Origin of the sequence: Streptomyces abyssomicinicus, assembly GCF_008974245.1 — a bacterium.
GTDB lineage: Bacteria > Actinomycetota > Actinomycetes > Streptomycetales > Streptomycetaceae > Streptomyces > Streptomyces abyssomicinicus.
Genome location: NZ_BBZI01000012.1, coordinates 328,870 through 347,714 on the forward strand (window position 1 = coordinate 328,870; position 18,845 = coordinate 347,714).

Genomic DNA, 18,845 nt, shown 5'->3' on the forward strand with positions numbered 1-18,845 from the left:
GGGGCCGCGGCCCAGGACGCCCGCCTGCGCCGCGGCACGGTCCGCGGTGGCCGGTCCCGCGGTGCGGGGACGGGAGCCCGGCGGGCGGTGGGGTGCCCGCGGCGGTGGGGGTGCCCGTCGTCCACCCGGAATCCGGCGGGGGTCGAGGCGCCGGCGCCAGTGTGCGGTGGGCGGGCCACCGGTCCGCGGCCGCGAGCCCGCCGTCCGGGCGCGGATGCCCGGTGTGTCCGGCGTCTCCTCCCGTGGGACGCCGTGTCCGACCGGTGGACCGGTGGACCGTCCGCATCCCCCGGCATGGGAGGATCGGGGGCAAGGTGCGTCAGGTCAGGACCTGTGCGCGCCGTCGCCTCACCACTGGCGCGAGCAGGAGGAGCACCGTTGAGCAGGTTGCGCTGGCTGACCGCGGGGGAGTCCCACGGACCCGCACTCGTCGCGACGCTGGAAGGACTTCCGGCCGGCGTGCCGGTCACCACCGAGCTGGTGGCCGACCACCTCGCCCGCCGCCGCCTCGGCTACGGCCGCGGCGCCCGGATGAAGTTCGAGCGCGACGAGGTCACCTTCCTCGGCGGCGTGCGCCACGGCCTCTCCCTCGGCTCCCCGATCGCGGTCATGGTCGGCAACACAGAGTGGCCCAAGTGGGAACAGGTCATGTCCGCCGACCCGGTCGACCCGGAGATCCTCGCCGGGCTCGCCCGCAACGCGCCGCTGACCCGCCCCCGCCCGGGCCACGCCGACCTGGCCGGCATGCAGAAGTACGGCTTCGACGAGGCCCGCCCGATCCTGGAGCGCGCCTCCGCCCGCGAGACCGCGGCACGCGTCGCCCTCGGCGCCGTCGCCCGCTCCTACCTCAAGGAGACGGCCGGCATCGAGATCGTCTCCCACGTGGTCGAGCTGGCCTCCGCCAAGGCCCCGTACGGCGTGTACCCGACCCCCGCCGACACCGAGAAGCTGGACGCCGACCCGGTGCGCTGCCTCGACGCCGACGCGTCGAAGCGGATGGTCGCCGAGATCGACCAGGCGCACAAGGACGGCGACACCCTCGGCGGCGTCGTCGAGGTGCTGGCCTACGACGTGCCGGTCGGACTCGGCTCGCACGTCCACTGGGACCGTCGCCTGGACGCCCGTCTGGCCGCCGCGCTGATGGGCATCCAGGCCATCAAGGGCGTCGAGGTCGGCGACGGCTTCGACCTGGCCCGCGTCCCCGGCTCCCAGGCGCACGACGAGATCCTCCCCACCGAGGACGGCATCCGCCGCGCCACCGGCCGCGCCGGCGGCACCGAGGGCGGTCTGACCACCGGCGAGCTGCTGCGGGTGCGCGCCGCGATGAAGCCCATCGCCACCGTCCCCCGCGCGCTGCGCACCGTCGACGTCACCACCGGCGAGCCCACCCAGGCCCACCACCAGCGCTCCGACGTCTGCGCCGTGCCCGCCGCCGGCATCGTCGCCGAGGCCATGGTGGCCCTTGTGCTGGCCGACGCGGTGGCCGAGAAGTTCGGCGGCGACAGCGTGGCCGAGACCCGCCGCAACGTCCGGTCGTACCTCGACAGCCTGACCGTCCGATGAGTCCGGCGACCGCCGGGCCGCGCCTGGTCCTGGTCGGCCCGATGGGCGTCGGCAAGTCCACCGTGGGCGCCCTGCTCGCGGATCGGCTGGGCGTCGCCTACCGGGACACCGACGAGGACATCGTCGCCGCCGAGGGCCGCGCCATCGCCGAGATCTTCGTCGACGACGGCGAGGAGCGGTTCCGCGCCCTGGAGAAGGCCGCCGTGCGGTCCGCCCTCGCCGAGCACGAGGGCGTCCTCTCCCTCGGCGGCGGCGCGATCCTCGACGCGGACACCCGGGCGCTGCTCGCCGGCCACCCGGTCGTCTATCTGTCGATGGACGTCGAGGAGGCCGCCCGGCGCACGGGCCTGAACGTCGCCCGGCCCCTGCTCGCGGTCAACCCGCGCAAGCAGTGGCGGGAGCTGATGGAGGCCCGGCGCCACCTGTACACCGAGGTCGCCCGCGTGGTGGTCCCCACCGACGCGCGCACCCCCGAAGAAGTCGCCGAGGCGGTCCTCGACGCACTGGAGAAGGACGAAGCATGAGCACCAGCGAGGCCGTGACCCGGATCGAGGTCGCCGGAACCGCCGGCACCGAGTCCTACGAGGTCCTGGTCGGACGGCAGCTGCTCGGCGAGCTCGGCGCTCTGGTGGGCGGCAAGGCCAAACGCGTCGCCGTGATCCACCCGGAGGCCCTCGCCGACACCGGGGACGCGCTCCGCGCCGACCTGGCCGAGCAGGGCTACGAGGCCGTCGCCATCCAGGTGCCGAACGCCGAGGAGGCCAAGACCGCCGAGGTCGCCGCCTACTGCTGGAAGGCGCTGGGCCAGACCGGCTTCACCCGCACCGACGTGATCGTCGGCGTCGGCGGCGGCGCCACCACCGACCTCGCCGGCTTCGTCGCCGCCACCTGGCTGCGCGGCGTGCGCTGGATCGCCGTCCCCACCACGGTGCTCGCCATGGTGGACGCGGCCGTCGGCGGCAAGACCGGCATCAACACCGCCGAGGGCAAGAACCTGGTCGGCGCCTTCCACCCGCCGGCCGGCGTCCTGTGCGACCTGGCCGCGCTGGACTCGCTGCCGGTGCACGACTACGTCTCCGGCCTCGCCGAGATCGTCAAGGCCGGCTTCATCGCCGATCCGGTGATCCTCGACCTGATCGAGGGCGACCCGGAGGCCGCGCGCACCCCCGAGGGCCCGCACACCGCCGAGCTGATCGAGCGCGCCATCCGGGTCAAGGCCGAGGTGGTCTCCTCCGACCTCAAGGAGTCGGGCCTGCGGGAGATCCTGAACTACGGCCACACCCTGGCGCACGCCATCGAGAAGAACGAGCGCTACAAGTGGCGGCACGGCGCGGCGGTCGCCGTCGGCATGCGGTTCGCCGCCGAACTCGGCCGGGTCGCCGGGCGGCTCGACGACGCCACCGCCGACCGGCACACCGAGATCCTGCGCTCCCTCGGCCTGCCGCTGACCTACCGCTACGACCAGTGGCCCAAGCTGCTGGAGAACATGAAGGTCGACAAGAAGTCCCGCGGCGACCTGCTGCGCTTCATCGTCCTCGACGGCCTGGCCCGTCCGACCGTGCTGGAGGGCCCGGACCCGGCGGTGCTGCTCGCCGCCTACGGCGAGGTCGCCGAGTAGTCCGGAAGCCGCCGCCCTCCCCGGCCGGAGGGCACTTTCCCGCCGCCCCGCCCGTTCCCCACCAGACGGCGCGGGGCGGTACCGTTCCGAGGCCGGTACGACGGATGCGACCACGAGACGGAGTGGCAGGCGATGCAGCACGCGGTGGGGTCCGAACTGCCGCCTCCCCACGGGCCCGGGCAGGCCGCCTGGGCGGGGCAGGCGCCCGAGGCGACCGGTCAGATGCCCCTGCCCCAAGGAGGCCCGGTGCACGCGCCGGGAGCGCCCCTGGCACAGGGGGGCGTCCACCCGGTGGCCCCGGTGGCGCCCGTGCCGCCCGATCCGCGGACGGCCACCCTCGCGGTCCTGCTGATCGGCCCGGCCGGAGCCGGCAAGACCAGCGTCGCCAAGTACTGGGCCGGCCACCGCCGGGTGCCCACCGCCCACGTCAGCCTGGACGACGTCCGCGAATGGGTGCGGTCCGGCTTCGCCGACCCGCAGACCGGGTGGAACGAGCAGTCCGAGACCCAGTACCGGCTGGCCCGCCGCACCTGCGGCTTCGCCGCCCGCAACTTCCTCGCCAACGGCATCTCCTGCGTCATCGACGACGCCGTCTTCCCCGACCGCCCGGTGGTCGGCCTCGGCGGCTGGAAGCGGCACGTGGGGCCCGGACTGCTGCCGGTGGTGCTGCTGCCCGGGCTCGAGGTCGTGCTGGAGCGCAACGCCCGCCGCTCGGGGAACCGGCGGCTCACCGACGAGGAGGTCGCCCGCATCCACGGGCGGATGGCCGGCTGGTACGGCTCGGGCCTGCCCATCGTCGACAACTCCCAGCTGGACGTCCCCACCACCGCCAAGCTGCTGGACGACGTGCTGGCCCGCTCCCTGGCGGCGCCCCCGCAGTGGTGAGGCCACGGTGGTGAGGCCGCAGCGGTGAGCCCGCAGCGGTGAGGCCGCCGCGGACGCGGGCCGGGGGAGGACGCCGCCGTCCGCCCGTCGGCGCGGGGAACGCGGCGCACCCCCGACCGGCGGCGCTCAGGACGCGGTCGAACGCCGCGGAACATACGCTCGGGCCATGCCAGAGGTGTTCGCCGCCCGTCGGGCGCGGCTGAGGGAACGCTGCCACGCTGTGGGCAGCGCCGCCGCGCTGGTCACCCGCCCCGCCAACGTGCGCTACCTGGCGGGGGCGGCCCCGCCGGGCGCCGCGCTGCTGCTCGCGCCCCGCGACGGCGCCGAGGACGTGCTCCTGTGCCCGCACCCGCTGGAGGAGCAGCAGCCGGCCGGCGCCCGCGAGGGCGGCCGGCCCGACGACCTGCTGCGGATCCGCCCGCTGGGCGGCAGCCTCTCCCCGGAGGGCGGCGACGCGGCCGTGGCCGCGGCCGGGCTGGCGGCCGAGGAGGGAGCCGACTCGCTCGCGGTGGAGGAGCACCACCTCACGGTGGCCCGCCACCGCGCCATCGGCTCGGTCGCCTCCCGGCTCCGGCTCACCGACCTCGGCACCGCCGTGGAGCAGATGCGGGTGGTCAAGGACGAGGAGGAGATCGCCTGCCTGCGCGCGGGCGCGGAGATCGCCGACCAGGCGCTGGGCGAGCTGCTGGAGTCCATCCTGGTGGGCCGCACCGAACGCCACCTCGCGCTGGAGCTGGAGCGCCGCCTGGTCGACCACGGCGCCGACGGCCCGGCGTTCCCCACCTCGGTGGCCACCGGCCCGCACTCCGGACGGCCCGGCCACCGGCCCACCGACCGCCGGGTGGAGGAGGGCGACTTCCTCTCCGTCTGCATGGGCGCCGCCTACCGGGGCTACCGGTGCGAGATCGGCCGTACCTTCGTCATCGGGACCACCCCCGCGGACTGGCAGATCGAGCTCTACGACGTGGTGTTCGCCGCCCAGCGGGCGGGCCGTGAGGCGCTCCTGCCGGGCACCGAGCACCGGCAGGTGGACCGGGCGGCGCGCCAGGTCCTCGCCTCCGCCGGCTACGGCAGCGCCCTTCCCGCCCGCACCGGACACGGGGTGGGACTGGAAATCGCGGAGGACCCGCAGTTGGCCCCCGCGGCCATGGGTAAACTGGACGCTTGCGTGCCGGTCACCGTCGAGCCGGGGGTTCACCTCCCCGGTCGGGGCGGGGTCCGGATCGATGACACGCTCGTCGTGCGCCCCGAGGCGGACGGCGGACCCGAGCTACTCACCATCACGACCAAGGAGCTGCTCGCGCTGTAGCCTCCGGGCCGCGGCGCTCCTGCCCCGGGGTCGTCCACGTCAGTCCAGGAGATTCCGCAACCGTGGCTTCCACGAACGACCTCAAGAACGGCATGGTGCTCAAGCTCGAAGGCGGCCAGCTCTGGTCCGTCGTCGAGTTCCAGCACGTCAAGCCCGGCAAGGGCCCGGCCTTCGTGCGCACCAAGCTCAAGAACGTGCTCTCCGGCAAGGTCGTCGACAAGACCTTCAACGCCGGCGTCAAGGTCGAGACGGCCACCGTTGACAAGCGCGACATGCAGTTCTCGTACATGGACGGCGAGTACTTCGTGTTCATGGACATGGACACCTACGACCAGCTCATGGTCGACCGCAAGGCCGTCGGCGACGCCGCCAACTTCCTGATCGAGGGCTTCACCGCCGTCGTCGCCCAGCACGAGGGCGAGGTGCTCTTCGTCGAGCTGCCGGCCGCCGTCGAGCTGGTCGTCCAGGAGACCGAGCCGGGCGTCCAGGGCGACCGCTCCACCGGTGGCACCAAGCCGGCCACCCTGGAGACGGGTCACCAGATCCAGGTTCCGCTCTTCATCACCACCGGTGAGAAGATCAAGGTCGACACCCGCACCAGCGACTACCTCGGCCGGGTGAACAGCTAACCGTGGCTGCCCGCAATACGGCTCGCAAGCGGGCCTTCCAGATCCTCTTCGAGGCCGACCAGCGCGGCGCCGACGTGCTGTCCGTCCTCGCCGACTGGGTCCGGCACTCCCGGAACGACACCCGGCAGCCGCCGGTGAGCGAGTACACGATGCAGCTGGTCGAGGGGTACGCGGACCACGTCCGCCGGATCGACGAGCTCATCGCCCAGTACGCGGTGGACTGGACGCTGGACCGGATGCCGGTCGTCGACCGCAACATCCTGCGGCTCGGCGCCTTCGAGCTGATCTGGATGGACGAGACCCCCGACGCGGTGGTGCTGGACGAGGCGGTCCAGCTCGCCAAGGAGTTCTCGACCGACGACTCGCCCGCGTTCGTCAACGGACTGCTGGGCCGGCTGAAGGACCTCAAGCCGTCGCTGCGACGGGAAGAGGCCTGAGTCGCCCGCTCCACCACGACGCCGCATTGCCGAAGGGCCCCAGCGTGACGCTGGGGCCCTTCGGCATTTTCGTTTCTGCACGCGCGTGCCGCGCCGGGTTCCGCCCGGCCCGTGGTGGCGGGGAGGGCCTCAGCTCTCCTCGTGGGCGACCGCGCGGCGCGCGTCCGCGTCGAGCACGCCCCAGCTGATCAGCTGCTCGGTCAGCACCGAGGGGGACTGGTCGTAGATCACGGCCAGGGTACGCAGGTCGTCCTGGCGGATCGACAGCACCTTGCCGTTGTAGTCACCGCGCTGGGACTGGATCGTCGCCGCGTAGCGCTGCAGCGGGCCGGCCTTCTCCACCGGCACGTGCTGGAGGCGCTCGAGGTCGAGGACCAGCTTCGGCGGGGGCTCGGCGGCGCCGCCCGGCGTGGTGCCGGGGAGCAGCTCCTGGACGGGGACGCCGTAGAAGTCCGCCAGCTCGGCGAGGCGCTGCACCGTCACGGCGCGGTCCCCGCGCTCGTAGGAACCGACCACGACGGCCTTCCAGCGGCCCTGGGACTTCTCCTCCACACCGTGGAGGGACAGACCCTGCTGGGTGCGGATGGCCCGGAGCTTGGCCCCGAGCTGCTTTGCGTATTCGCTGGACATAAAGCTCCCGGACAGTCGGCGGCACGTGCGGTCAGCGGCGCTTTCACGGGGCGTGCCGCACGGTTGGTAACTCACTGTAAGGTTACGCAGCGTTACTCTGCCCCGTCAAGCGGAATGGTCCGGACCGACGGTTCGATGATCGGTTCGCCAGGTTGCTCCGAAAGGGTGAGCCTGCGGGTGAATCCGCGGAGGGGCGGGGGGTGAGCTGGGCCGTTTGCGGGCCTGTTAGGGTAGAGGGCGTAAACACGACGTCCTTTAAAGTCCGTCCCGTGAGGCGGAGAAGGGGGTCCTTTTCGTATGGACACGAACAGCTCCGCGTCAGCGGCGCAGGGGGCCGACGCACGTGCCGTGCTCGAGGCCCAGGACATCGCGCGGGTTCTGACCCGCATCGCGCACGAGATCGTCGAACGCGCCAAGGGCGCCGAGGACGTCGTGCTGCTCGGCATCCCGACCCGGGGCGTCTACCTCGCACGGCGGATCGCCGACAAGCTCGAGGAGATCACCGGGCGGAAGATCCCCGTCGGCTCCCTCGACATCACCATGTACCGCGACGACCTGCGGCTCCAGCCGCCGAGAGCGCTCGCCCGCACCGAGATCCCCGGTGACGGCATCGACGGCCGCCTGGTCGTCCTCGTCGACGACGTGCTCTTCTCCGGCCGCTCGGTCCGCGCCGCGCTCGACGCGCTGAACGACATCGGCCGCCCGCGAGCGGTGCAGCTCGCGGTCCTCGTCGACCGCGGCCACCGCGAACTGCCGATCCGGGCCGACTACGTCGGCAAGAACCTCCCCACGTCGCTGCGGGAGACGGTCAAGGTCCAGCTCGCCGAGGAGGACGGTCGTGACACCGTGCTGCTCGGCACCAAGCCGGCCTCCCAGGGCCAACGGCAGTAGACCCGCCGGCGTACCCGCGCCACCGGGGTACGCACACGCGTCCGCGCCTGCCCGAAATCTCCCAGATGATCCTTCCCACGGAGCCTGCCCGATGAAGCGCCACCTCATCTCGGCCGCCGACCTGACCCGCGACGACGCCGTCCACATCCTCGACACCGCCGAGGAGATGGCACGGGTCGGCGACCGCACGGTCAAGAAGCTTCCCGCCCTGCGCGGCCGCACCGTCTGCAACCTCTTCTTCGAGGACTCGACCCGCACCCGGATCTCCTTCGAGGCCGCCGAGAAGCGGCTGTCCGCCGACGTCATCAACTTCGCCGCCAAGGGATCCAGCGTCTCCAAGGGCGAGTCCCTCAAGGACACCGCCCAGACGCTGGCCGCCATGGGCGTGGACGCGGTGGTCATCCGCCACAGCGCCTCCGGCGCCCCCTACCGCCTGGCCACCTCCGGCTGGATCGACGCCCCGGTGATCAACGCCGGCGACGGCACCCACCAGCACCCCACCCAGGCCCTGCTGGACGCCTTCACCATGCGCCGCCGCCTGATCGGTCCCGACGCCGGCCTCGGCCAGGACCTCACCGGCAAGCACGTCACCCTGGTCGGCGACGTCCTGCACAGCCGGGTCGCCCGCTCCAACGTCGACCTGCTGCACACGCTCGGCGCCCACGTCACCCTGGTCGCCCCGCCCACCCTGCTGCCCGTCGGCGTGGAGACCTGGCCCTGCGAGGTCTCCTACGACCTCGACTCCGCCCTCCCCAAGGCCGACGCGGTGATGATGCTCCGCGTCCAGCGGGAGCGGATGAACGCCGCCTTCTTCCCCACCGAGCGCGAGTACTCCCGCCGCTACGGGCTGGACGGCGAACGGATGGCGAAGATGCCCGACCACGCCATAGTGATGCACCCCGGCCCGATGGTCCGCGGCATGGAGATCACCGCGGAGGTCGCCGACTCCGAGCGCTGCACCGTCACCGAGCAGGTCGCCAACGGCGTCTTCACCCGGATGGCCGTCCTGTACCTGCTGCTCGGCGGCAACGCCAACGAGCCCACGCCCAGCCAGTAACACCCGCACCGAGGAAAGGCAGAACCCATGAGCAAGACCCTGATCCGCGGTGCGCGCGTGCTCGGCGGAGACCCGCAGGACGTGCTGATCGACGGCACGACCGTCGCCGCCGTCGGCACCGGCCTGGACACCGAGGGCGTCGACACGGTGGTCGAGGCCGACGGCAAGGTCCTCCTGCCGGGCCTGGTCGACCTCCACACCCACCTGCGCGAGCCCGGCCGCGAGGACTCCGAGACGGTCCTCACCGGCACCCGCGCCGCCGCCAAGGGCGGATACACCCAGGTGTTCGCCATGGCCAACACCTTCCCCGTCGCCGACACGGCCGGCGTGGTCGAGCAGGTCTACCGGCTCGGCCAGGAGCACGGCTACTGCGACGTGCAGCCCATCGGCGCCGTCACCGTGGGCCTGGAGGGCGAGAAGCTCGCCGAGCTCGGCGCCATGCACGAGTCCGCGGCCGGCGTCACCGTCTTCTCCGACGACGGCAAGTGCGTCCACGACGCGGTGATCATGCGCCGCGCCCTGGAGTACGTGAAGGCCTTCGGCGGCGTCGTCGCCCAGCACGCCCAGGAGCCCCGGCTGACCGAGGGCGCCCAGATGAACGAGGGCGTGGTCTCCGCCGAACTCGGCCTCGGCGGCTGGCCGGCGGTGGCCGAGGAGTCGGTCATCGCCCGCGACGTCCTGCTCGCCGAGCACGTCGGCTCCCGCGTCCACATCTGCCACCTGTCCACGGCAGGCTCCGTCGAGATCGTCCGCTGGGCCAAGTCCCGCGGCATCGACGTCACCGCCGAGGTCACCCCGCACCACCTGCTCCTCACCGACGAGATGGTGCGCAGCTACAACCCGGTCTACAAGGTCAACCCGCCGCTGCGCACCGAGCGCGACGTGATGGCCCTGCGCGAGGCGCTGGCCGACGGCACCATCGACATCGTCGCCACCGACCACGCCCCGCACCCGCACGAGGACAAGGACTGCGAGTGGGCCGCCGCCGCCATGGGCATGGTCGGCCTGGAGACCGCCCTGTCCGTGGTGCAGGAGACCATGGTGGAGACCGGGCTGCTGGACTGGGCCGGCGTCGCCGACCGGATGTCCGCCGCGCCCGCCCGGATCGGGCGGGCCCAGGGGCACGGCCGCCCGGTGGCCGTCGGTGAGCCCGCCAACCTCGTCCTGGTCGACACCGCATACCGTGGAGACGTGGACCCCGCGGGCTTCGCCTCCCGCAGCCGCAACACCCCCTACGAGGGCCGTGAGCTGCCGGGCCGTGTCACCCACACGTGGCTGCGGGGCAAGGCCACCTACTCCGACGGGAAGCTCGCGTGACGTCCTCCAGCCCCCTCCTCCTCGTACACCTCGCCGCCGAGACCGAACGCAGGTCGGCCGAGGTCACCAACTGGCCGGGCCGTATCGCCGCGGTCATCGGCCTCGCCCTGTTCGTCGCGCTCGTCTACTGGCTGATGCGCGAAGGCTGGAAGTGGCGGAGCACCCTCCAGGGCGACCTGCCCGAACTGCCACAGGCCCCCGAGCCGGCGGGCGAGCCGGAGCTGACGCTCACCGGCCGCTACCACGGCTCCACCACCGCCCACCAGTGGCTGGACCGCATCGTGGCCCGCGGCCTGGGCACCCGGAGCCGGGCCGAGCTCACCCTCACCGACGCCGGACTGGCCGTCGGCCGCCCGGGCGCGGACGACTTCTTCGTCCCGGCCGGCCGGCTGCGCGAGGCCCGGCTGGACAAGGGCATCGCCGGCAAGGTCCTCACCGAGGGCGGACTGCTGGTGGTGACCTGGGAGCACGGCGACCGGCTGATCGACTCCGGATTCCGCTCCGACCGATCGGCCGAACACACCGAGTGGGTCGCCGCCCTCAACGACATGATCGAACAGCACAAGAAGCAGACGGAAGGCGCACGATGACGACCTCCACCAGGGGAGCCAAGGCTCCCGCAGTACTCGTCCTGGAGGACGGCCGGATCTTCCGCGGCCGCGCCTACGGGGCCGTGGGGGAGACCTTCGGCGAGGCCGTCTTCTCCACCGGCATGACCGGCTACCAGGAGACCCTCACCGACCCGTCGTACCACCGCCAGGTGGTCGTCATGACGGCGCCGCACGTCGGCAACACCGGCATGAACGAGGAGGACCGCGAGTCCCACCAGATCTGGGTGGCCGGCTACGTGGTCCGTGACCCCGCCCGGGTGCCCTCCAACTGGCGCTCCACCCGCACCCTCGACGACGAGCTCGCCGACCAGGGCGTCGTCGGCATCAGCGGCGTCGACACCCGCGCCCTCACCCGCCACCTGCGCGAGCGCGGCGCGATGCGCGTCGGCATCTTCTCCGGCGAGACCGTCGCCTCCGACGACGCCATGCTGGCCAAGGTGCGCGATGCCGCCCCGATGAAGGGCGCCAGCCTCTACGAGGAGGTCGCCACCACCGAGGCGTACGTCGTCCCGGCGCAGGGGCCCGGCGGCGAAGCCCTGCCCATCGGCAGCGCGAAGTTCACCGTGGCCGCGATCGACCTCGGCATCAAGGGCATGACGCCCTACCGGATGGCCGAGCGCGGCATCGAGGTGCACGTCCTGCCCGCCACCGCCACCCTCGACGACATCTACGCGGTGAACCCGGACGGCGTGTTCTTCTCCAACGGCCCCGGTGACCCGGAGACCGCCGAGCACCCCGTCGAGCTGATGCGGGGCGTCCTGGAGCGCTCCACCCCGCTGTTCGGCATCTGCTTCGGCAACCAGATCCTCGGCCGGGCCCTCGGCTTCGGCACCTACAAGCTGAAGTACGGCCACCGCGGCATCAACCAGCCGGTCCAGGACCGCACCACCGGCAAGGTCGAGGTCACCGCCCACAACCACGGATTCGCCGTCGACGCCCCGCTCGACAAGGTCTCCGACACCCCCTACGGCCGCGCCGAGGTCTCCCACGTCTGCCTCAACGACGACGTCGTCGAAGGCCTGCGGCTCCTCGACCGGCCCGCGTTCAGCGTCCAGTACCACCCCGAAGCGGCAGCGGGTCCCCACGACGCCGCCTACCTGTTCGACCGCTTCGCCGCTTTGATGAACAACAGCCTCATGGAGGGCCAGCGTGCCTAAGCGCACCGATATCCAGTCCGTCCTGGTCATCGGCTCCGGCCCGATCGTCATCGGCCAGGCCGCGGAGTTCGACTACTCCGGCACCCAGGCATGCCGCGTCCTCAAGTCCGAGGGCCTGCGCGTCGTCCTGGTCAACTCGAACCCTGCGACGATCATGACCGACCCGGAGATCGCCGACGCCACCTACGTCGAGCCGATCACCCCCGAGTTCGTCGAGAAGATCATCGCCAAGGAGCGCCCCGACGCCCTCCTGCCCACCCTCGGCGGCCAGACCGCGCTCAACACCGCGATCTCCCTGCACGAGAACGGCGTCCTCGCGAAGTACGGCGTCGAGCTGATCGGCGCCAACGTGGAGGCCATCCACAAGGGCGAGGACCGCGAGCAGTTCAAGGTCGTCGTCGAAGAGGTCCGCAAGAAGATCGGCCACGGCGAGTCCGCCCGCTCGGTCATCTGCCACTCCATGGACGACGTCCTCTCGGGCGTCGAGACGCTCGGCGGCTACCCCGTCGTGGTCCGCCCCTCCTTCACCATGGGCGGCGCCGGCTCCGGCTTCGCCCACGACGAGGAGGAGCTGCGCCGCATCGCCGGCCAGGGCCTCACGCTCTCCCCGACCACCGAGGTCCTCCTGGAGGAGTCCATCCTCGGCTGGAAGGAGTACGAGCTGGAGCTGATGCGCGACAAGCACGACAACGTCGTGGTCGTCTGCTCCATCGAGAACTTCGACCCGATGGGCGTCCACACCGGCGACTCCATCACCGTCGCCCCGGCGATGACCCTCACCGACCGCGAGTACCAGGTACTGCGCGACATCGGCATCGCCGTCATCCGCGAGGTCGGCGTCGACACCGGTGGCTGCAACATCCAGTTCGCGGTCAACCCCGCCGACGGCCGGGTCATCGTCATCGAGATGAACCCCCGCGTCTCCCGCTCCTCCGCGCTGGCCTCCAAGGCCACCGGCTTCCCGATCGCCAAGATCGCCGCCAAGCTGGCCGTCGGGTACACGCTGGACGAGATCCCCAACGACATCACCGAGCAGACCCCGGCCTCCTTCGAGCCGACGCTCGACTACGTCGTGGTCAAGGCGCCCCGCTTCGCCTTCGAGAAGTTCCCCTCCGCCGACTCCACCCTCACCACCACCATGAAGTCGGTGGGCGAGGCCATGGCCATGGGCCGCAACTTCACCGAGGCCCTGCAGAAGGCCCTGCGCTCCCTGGAGAAGAAGGGCAGCCAGTTCACCTTCACCGGCGAGCCGGGCGACAAGGACGAGCTGCTGCGCGAGGCCGTGAGGCCCACCGACGGCCGGATCAACACCGTGATGCAGGCCATCCGGGCCGGCGCCACCCAGGAGGAGGTCTTCGAGTCCACGAAGATCGACCCCTGGTTCGTCGACCAGCTCTTCCTGATCAAGGAGATCGCCGACGAGCTGGCCGCCGCCTCCGAGCTCACCCCCGAGCTGCTCGCCGAGGCCAAGCGCCACGGCTTCTCCGACCAGCAGATCGCCGAGATCCGCGGCCTGCGCGAGGACGTCGTCCGCCAGGTCCGGCACGCCCTCGGCGTCCGCCCGGTCTACAAGACGGTCGACACCTGCGCCGCCGAGTTCGCCGCGAAGACCCCGTACTTCTACTCCTCCTACGACGAGGAGAACGAGGTCGCCCCCCGCGAGCGCGCCGCCGTGATCATCCTGGGCTCCGGCCCGAACCGCATCGGCCAGGGCATCGAGTTCGACTACTCCTGCGTCCACGCCTCCTTCGCGCTCAGCGACGCCGGCTACGAGACGGTGATGGTCAACTGCAACCCGGAGACCGTCTCCACCGACTACGACACCTCCGACCGGCTCTACTTCGAGCCGCTCACCCTGGAGGACGTCCTGGAGATCGTCCACGCCGAGCAGCAGGCGGGCCCCGTCGCCGGCGTGATCGTCCAGCTCGGCGGCCAGACCCCGCTGGGCCTGTCCCAGGCGCTCAAGGACAACGGCGTGCCCGTGGTCGGCACCTCCCCGGAGGCGATCCACGCCGCCGAGGACCGCGGCGCCTTCGGCCGCGTCCTCGCCGAGGCCGGCCTGCCCGCCCCCAAGCACGGCACCGCCACCACCTTCGCCGAGGCCAAGAAGATCGCCGACGAGATCGGCTACCCCGTCCTCGTCCGCCCGTCCTACGTGCTCGGCGGCCGCGGCATGGAGATCGTCTACGAGGAGTCCCGCCTCGAGGCCTACATCTCCGAGTCCACCGAGATCTCCCCGGACCGCCCGGTCCTGGTCGACCGCTTCCTCGACGACGCGGTGGAGATCGACGTCGACGCCCTCTACGACGGCACCGAGCTCTACCTCGGCGGCGTCATGGAGCACATCGAGGAAGCCGGCATCCACTCCGGCGACTCGGCGTGCGCCCTGCCCCCGATCACCCTCGGCGGCTACGACATCAAGCGGCTGCGCGCCTCCACCGAGGCCATCGCCAAGGGCGTCGGCGTCCGCGGCCTGATCAACATCCAGTTCGCGCTCGCGGGCGACATCCTCTACGTCCTCGAGGCCAATCCCCGCGCCTCGCGGACCGTGCCCTTCACCTCGAAGGCCACCGCGGTGCCGCTGGCCAAGGCCGCCGCCCGCATCTCGCTCGGCGCCACCATCGCCGAGCTGCGCGCCGAGGGCCTGCTGCCGAGGACCGGCGACGGCGGCGACCTGCCGCTGGACGCGCCGATCTCCGTCAAGGAGGCCGTGATGCCGTGGTCGCGCTTCCGCGACGTGCACGGCCGCGGCGTGGACACCGTCCTCGGTCCGGAGATGCGCTCCACCGGCGAGGTCATGGGCATCGACTCGGTCTTCGGCACCGCCTACGCCAAGTCGCAGGCCGGCGCCTACGGCCCGCTGCCCACCAAGGGCCGCGCGTTCATCTCGGTCGCCAACCGGGACAAGCGCTCGATGATCTTCCCGGCCCGCGAGCTGGCCGGCGCCGGCTTCGAGCTGCTCGCCACCTCCGGAACCGCCGAGGTGCTGCGCCGCAACGGCATCCCCGCCACCGTGGTGCGCAAGCAGTCCGAGGGCGAGGGCCCGGGCGGCGAGAAGACGATCGTCCAGCTGATCCACGACGGCCAGGTCGACCTCATCGTCAACACGCCGTTCGGCACCGGCGGCCGCCTCGACGGCTACGACATCCGCACCGCCTCCGTGGCCCGCGGCGTCCCCTGCCTCACCACCGTCCAGGCGCTCGCCGCCGCGGTCCAGGGCATCGACGCCCTCACCAAGGGCGACGTCGGAGTCCGATCCCTCCAGGAACACGCGGAACAGCTGACCGCGTCGCGCGGACAGTGACCGACGAGGGGGACACCGGAAACGGTGTCCCCCTCTTCATGAGGAGTTCATGAGGAGCCTTTCGATGTACTCGCTTTTCTTCCGCCTCGTCTTCCGCCGCATGGACCCCGAGCGCGCCCACCACCTCGCCTTCCGCTGGATCCGGCTGGCGGCCCGCGTCCCCGTGCTGCGCACGTTCCTCGCCGCCTGGCTCGCCCCCCGGTACACCGAGCTGCGCACCGAGGCGTTCGGCCTGCGCATGCACGGCCCGTTCGGCCTGGCCGCCGGCTTCGACAAGAACGCCGTCGCCATCGACGGCATGGCCATGCTCGGCTTCGACCACGTCGAGATCGGCACCGTCACCGGAGAGGCCCAGCCCGGCAACCCGAAGAAGCGCCTCTTCCGGCTGGTCGCCGACCGCGCGCTGATCAACCGGATGGGCTTCAACAACGACGGCTCCGCCGCCGTCGCCGCCCGCCTCGCCGCCCGCCGGCCGGTCTTCAAGCCGGTCGTCGGCGTCAACATCGGCAAGACCAAGGTCGTCCCCGAGGAGGAGGCCGCCGCCGACTACGTGAAGTCCGCCGAGCGGCTCGCCCGCCACGCCGACTACCTGGTCGTCAACGTCTCCTCGCCCAACACCCCCGGCCTGCGCAACCTCCAGGCCACCGAGGCGCTGCGCCCGCTGCTCACCGCCGTCCGCGAGGCCGCCGACCGCACGGTGCCCGAGCGCCGGGTCCCGCTGCTGGTGAAGATCGCCCCCGACCTCGCCGACGAGGACGTGGACGCCGTCGCCGACCTCGCCGTCGAGCTGGGCCTGGACGGCATCATCGCCACCAACACCACCATCGCCCGCGCCGGACTGGGCCTGAGGTCGTCGCCCGCCGTGGTGCAGGAGACCGGCGGCCTGTCCGGCGCGCCGCTCAAGCAGCGCTCCCTGGAGGTGCTGCGCCGCCTCTACGCCCGGGTCGGCGACCGGATCACCCTGGTCGGCGTCGGCGGCGTCGAGACGGCGGAGGACGCCTGGCAGCGCATCCTGGCCGGTGCCACGCTGGTGCAGGGCTACAGCGCCTTCATCTACGAGGGCCCCTTCTGGGCCCGCTCGATCCACCAGGGCCTGGCCCGGCGCCTGCGCCAGAGCCCGTACGCCACCCTCGCCGACGCGGTCGGCGCGGGTGTGAAGGCCGACGAGGACAAGGAGAAGGCCGTATGACCCCCACCGAGCCCTTCGGCGCCCGGCTGCGCCGCGCCATGGATGAGCGCGGGCCGCTCTGCGTCGGCATCGACCCGCACGCCTCCCTGCTCGGCTCCTGGGGCCTGGCCGACGACGTCGCCGGGCTGGAGCGCTTCAGCCGCACCGTGGTGGAGGCGCTGGCCGGCCGGGTCGCCGTCCTCAAGCCGCAGATCGCCTTCTTCGAGCGCTTCGGCTCCCGCGGCCTCGCCGTGCTCGAGAAGTCCGTCGAGGAGGCCCGCGCCGCCGGCGCCCTGGTGGTGATGGACGCCAAGCGCGGCGACATCGGCTCCACCATGGCCGCCTACGCCGAGTCGTTCCTGCGCAAGGACGCCCCGCTGTTCTCCGACGCCCTGACCGTCTCCCCGTACCTCGGCTACGGCTCGCTGAAGCCGGCCATGGACCTGGCCCGGGAGAACGGCGCCGGGCTGTTCGTCCTGGCGCTCACCTCCAACCCCGAGGGCGGCGAGGTCCAGCACGCCGTGCGCGCCGACGGCCGCAGGGTCGGCGCCACCATGCTGGCGCACCTCGCCGAGGAGAACGCGGGGGAGGAGCCGCTCGGCTCCTTCGGCGCGGTGGTCGGCGCCACGCTCGGCGACCTGTCCTCCTACGACCTGGACATCAACGGCCCGCTGCTGGCCCCGGGTATCGGCGCGCAGGGGGCGACCCCAGCGGACCTGCCGCGCGTCTTCGGCGCGGCGGTGCGCGCGGTCGTGCCCAACGTCAGCCGCGGCGTGCTGCGCGAGGGCCCGTCGACCGGCGCGCTGCGGGACGCGGCGCAGCGCTACGCGGACGAGATCCGCGCCGCCGTGGCGGGCTGAGGGCACGCCGGGACACACGGTCCGCCGCGGGGAAGGCCCCCCGCGGCGGACGCGCTCCATCCGTATGTCCGCCTCCTGAGGCGCGAAACCGCTCCGGTTTGTCGTAAATGTCGGCCGTGATCGAGCCGCTGGCGAGTCTGACCAGGACTTTTCCGTCGTTCTCGCTGACTCTCGCTGTCCGGACCGCTAGTCTCCGACCAGAGCCACAGGCCAACTGTGGTGTGTGGCTCACCAGGTGTGGGGCAAGCAGGTTCCTCACCGGTCCGTATCCGACAGTTCGACATCCGAGGTGACGTAGGCGTGGCTCTTCCGCCCCTTACCCCCGAACAGCGCGCAGCCGCGCTCGAAAAGGCCGCCGCGGCTCGCCGGGAGCGGGCCGAGGTCAAGAATCGACTCAAGCACTCCGGCGCCTCCCTTCACGAGGTCATCAAGCAGGGCCAGGAGAACGACGTCATCGGCAAGATGAAGGTCTCCGCCCTGCTCGAGTCGCTGCCGGGCGTGGGCAAGGTCCGCGCCAAGCAGATCATGGAGCGGCTCGGCATCTCCGAGAGCCGCCGGGTGCGTGGCCTGGGCTCCAACCAGATCGCTTCCCTGGAGCGGGAGTTCGGCGGCGCCGCCTCCTGAGTCCCGGCCTGCCCGGGATTACTGGAATAATCGGCGCATGGCTGCAACACCCCGGGGGACGACCACCCCCGTCCCCCAGGACGTACGTCCGCGTCTGACCGTGCTCTCCGGCCCCTCCGGGGTCGGCAAGAGCACGGTCGTCGCCCATATGCGCAACGAGCACCCCGACGTGTGGCTCTCCGTCTCGGCGACCACCCGCAAGCCCCGACCGGGCGAGCAGGACGGTGTCCACTACTTCTTCGTCACCGACGAGGAGATGGACAAGATGATCGCCAACGGCGAGCTGCTCGAGTGGGCCGAGTTCGCGGGCAACCGCTACGGCACACCGCGCGCCGCCGTGATGGAGCGGCTGGAGGCAGGCAGCCCCGTGCTGCTGGAGATCGACCTCCAGGGCGCGCGCCTGGTGCGCGAGTCCATGCCGCAGGCCCAGCTGGTGTTCCTCGCGCCGCCGTCCTGGGAGGAGCTGGTGCGCCGGCTCACCGGGCGCGGCACCGAGTCGCCGGAGGTCATCGCACGCCGGCTGGAGGCCGCCAAGGTCGAACTTGCCGCCGAGCCGGAGTTCGACGTGACGCTGGTCAACACCGCCGTCGACGCCGTGGCCCGCGAGCTGCTGACGCTGATGGGCGCCGTCTGACGCACCTCACCGGCCCCTCCCGCGAGGGGCCGGTCCGAGGTACGCTGCGCGGATCGCCCGGCCGCGCGGCTATACTCCGGGGTGTCGGCCGGACGCGCATGTCCAGAACGTGCACGCCGGCACGCGGCAGGTCCAGGACCTGCCCGGCGGT

General features: G+C 72.2%; 18 protein-coding genes. 17 read left to right on the plus strand and 1 reads right to left on the minus strand.

What is annotated here, in order from left to right; genetic code table 11:
• Nucleotides 1-378 precede the first annotated feature (378 nt).
• The 7 genes from aroC (at nt 379) to nusB (ending at nt 6,441) form a co-directional block, all read left to right on the plus strand.
• The gene (gene aroC, locus GBN72_RS28840) at nt 379-1,563 is read left to right on the plus strand and encodes a chorismate synthase (RefSeq protein ID WP_151774874.1); all 1,185 of its coding nucleotides are present in this window, start codon (nt 379-381) and stop codon (nt 1,561-1,563) included.
• Entirely contained in the window at nt 1,560-2,087 is a 528-nt protein-coding gene (locus tag GBN72_RS28845; RefSeq protein ID WP_151774875.1) for a shikimate kinase, read from the plus strand. The genes aroC and GBN72_RS28845 overlap by 4 nt, the downstream gene beginning before the upstream one ends.
• On the plus strand, nt 2,084-3,181 hold the full coding sequence (gene aroB / locus GBN72_RS28850; RefSeq protein ID WP_151774876.1) for a 3-dehydroquinate synthase: 1,098 nt from the start codon (nt 2,084-2,086) through the stop codon (nt 3,179-3,181). The genes GBN72_RS28845 and aroB overlap by 4 nt, the downstream gene beginning before the upstream one ends.
• 132 nt (nt 3,182-3,313) lie before the next feature.
• Nucleotides 3,314-4,066, plus strand: a complete 753-nt coding sequence (locus GBN72_RS28855) for an AAA family ATPase (protein WP_151774877.1) — start codon at nt 3,314-3,316, stop codon at nt 4,064-4,066.
• A gap of 166 nt (nt 4,067-4,232) precedes the next feature.
• Entirely contained in the window at nt 4,233-5,375 is a 1,143-nt protein-coding gene (locus GBN72_RS28860; protein WP_151774878.1) for an aminopeptidase P family protein, read from the plus strand.
• Between the two features lie 62 nt (nt 5,376-5,437).
• Nucleotides 5,438-6,004, plus strand: a complete 567-nt coding sequence (gene efp / locus GBN72_RS28865; RefSeq protein ID WP_151774879.1) for an elongation factor P — start codon at nt 5,438-5,440, stop codon at nt 6,002-6,004.
• Nucleotides 6,005-6,006: 2 nt separating this feature from the next.
• Nucleotides 6,007-6,441, plus strand: a complete 435-nt coding sequence (nusB, locus tag GBN72_RS28870) for a transcription antitermination factor NusB (protein WP_151774880.1) — start codon at nt 6,007-6,009, stop codon at nt 6,439-6,441.
• Between the two features lie 129 nt (nt 6,442-6,570).
• Here nusB and bldD read toward each other — a convergent pair whose 3' ends face one another.
• Complete coding sequence (gene bldD / locus GBN72_RS28875; protein ID WP_108957078.1) at nt 6,571-7,071, minus strand: transcriptional regulator BldD; 501 nt, start codon at nt 7,069-7,071, stop codon at nt 6,571-6,573.
• 297 nt (nt 7,072-7,368) lie between these two features.
• On the opposite strand from bldD, the gene pyrR reads away from it, so the two are divergent.
• The 10 genes from pyrR (at nt 7,369) to gmk (ending at nt 18,694) form a co-directional block, all read left to right on the plus strand.
• Nucleotides 7,369-7,962: a bifunctional pyr operon transcriptional regulator/uracil phosphoribosyltransferase PyrR gene (gene pyrR, locus GBN72_RS28880; RefSeq protein ID WP_151774881.1), complete on the plus strand. Its 594-nt coding sequence runs from the start codon at nt 7,369-7,371 to the stop codon at nt 7,960-7,962.
• Nucleotides 7,963-8,053: 91 nt separating this feature from the next.
• On the plus strand, nt 8,054-9,019 hold the full coding sequence (locus tag GBN72_RS28885; RefSeq protein WP_151774882.1) for an aspartate carbamoyltransferase catalytic subunit: 966 nt from the start codon (nt 8,054-8,056) through the stop codon (nt 9,017-9,019).
• Between the two features lie 27 nt (nt 9,020-9,046).
• Nucleotides 9,047-10,336 carry a dihydroorotase gene (locus GBN72_RS28890; RefSeq protein ID WP_151774883.1) on the plus strand — a complete coding sequence of 430 codons (1,290 nt, stop codon included), beginning with the start codon at nt 9,047-9,049 and terminating at the stop codon, nt 10,334-10,336.
• Nucleotides 10,333-10,926: a PH-like domain-containing protein gene (locus GBN72_RS28895; RefSeq protein WP_151774884.1), complete on the plus strand. Its 594-nt coding sequence runs from the start codon at nt 10,333-10,335 to the stop codon at nt 10,924-10,926. Before GBN72_RS28890 ends, GBN72_RS28895 begins: the two co-directional genes overlap by 4 nt.
• The gene (carA, locus tag GBN72_RS28900) at nt 10,923-12,104 is read left to right on the plus strand and encodes a glutamine-hydrolyzing carbamoyl-phosphate synthase small subunit (protein WP_151774885.1); all 1,182 of its coding nucleotides are present in this window, start codon (nt 10,923-10,925) and stop codon (nt 12,102-12,104) included. The genes GBN72_RS28895 and carA overlap by 4 nt, the downstream gene beginning before the upstream one ends.
• A complete protein-coding gene (gene carB, locus GBN72_RS28905; protein WP_151774886.1) occupies nt 12,097-15,408 on the plus strand; it encodes a carbamoyl-phosphate synthase large subunit in 3,312 nt (1,103 codons plus the stop codon). Before carA ends, carB begins: the two co-directional genes overlap by 8 nt.
• A 64-nt stretch (nt 15,409-15,472) precedes the next feature.
• A complete protein-coding gene (locus GBN72_RS28910) occupies nt 15,473-16,597 on the plus strand; it encodes a quinone-dependent dihydroorotate dehydrogenase (protein WP_151774887.1) in 1,125 nt (374 codons plus the stop codon).
• Nucleotides 16,594-17,436, plus strand: coding sequence for an orotidine-5'-phosphate decarboxylase (gene pyrF / locus GBN72_RS28915; protein ID WP_151774888.1), 843 nt, complete (start codon nt 16,594-16,596; stop codon nt 17,434-17,436). Before GBN72_RS28910 ends, pyrF begins: the two co-directional genes overlap by 4 nt.
• A gap of 300 nt (nt 17,437-17,736) precedes the next feature.
• Nucleotides 17,737-18,060, plus strand: coding sequence for an integration host factor (locus GBN72_RS28920; RefSeq protein ID WP_055492888.1), 324 nt, complete (start codon nt 17,737-17,739; stop codon nt 18,058-18,060).
• Nucleotides 18,061-18,097: 37 nt separating this feature from the next.
• Nucleotides 18,098-18,694, plus strand: coding sequence for a guanylate kinase (gene gmk / locus GBN72_RS28925; RefSeq protein WP_151774889.1), 597 nt, complete (start codon nt 18,098-18,100; stop codon nt 18,692-18,694).
• Nucleotides 18,695-18,845: the final 151 nt, after the last annotated feature.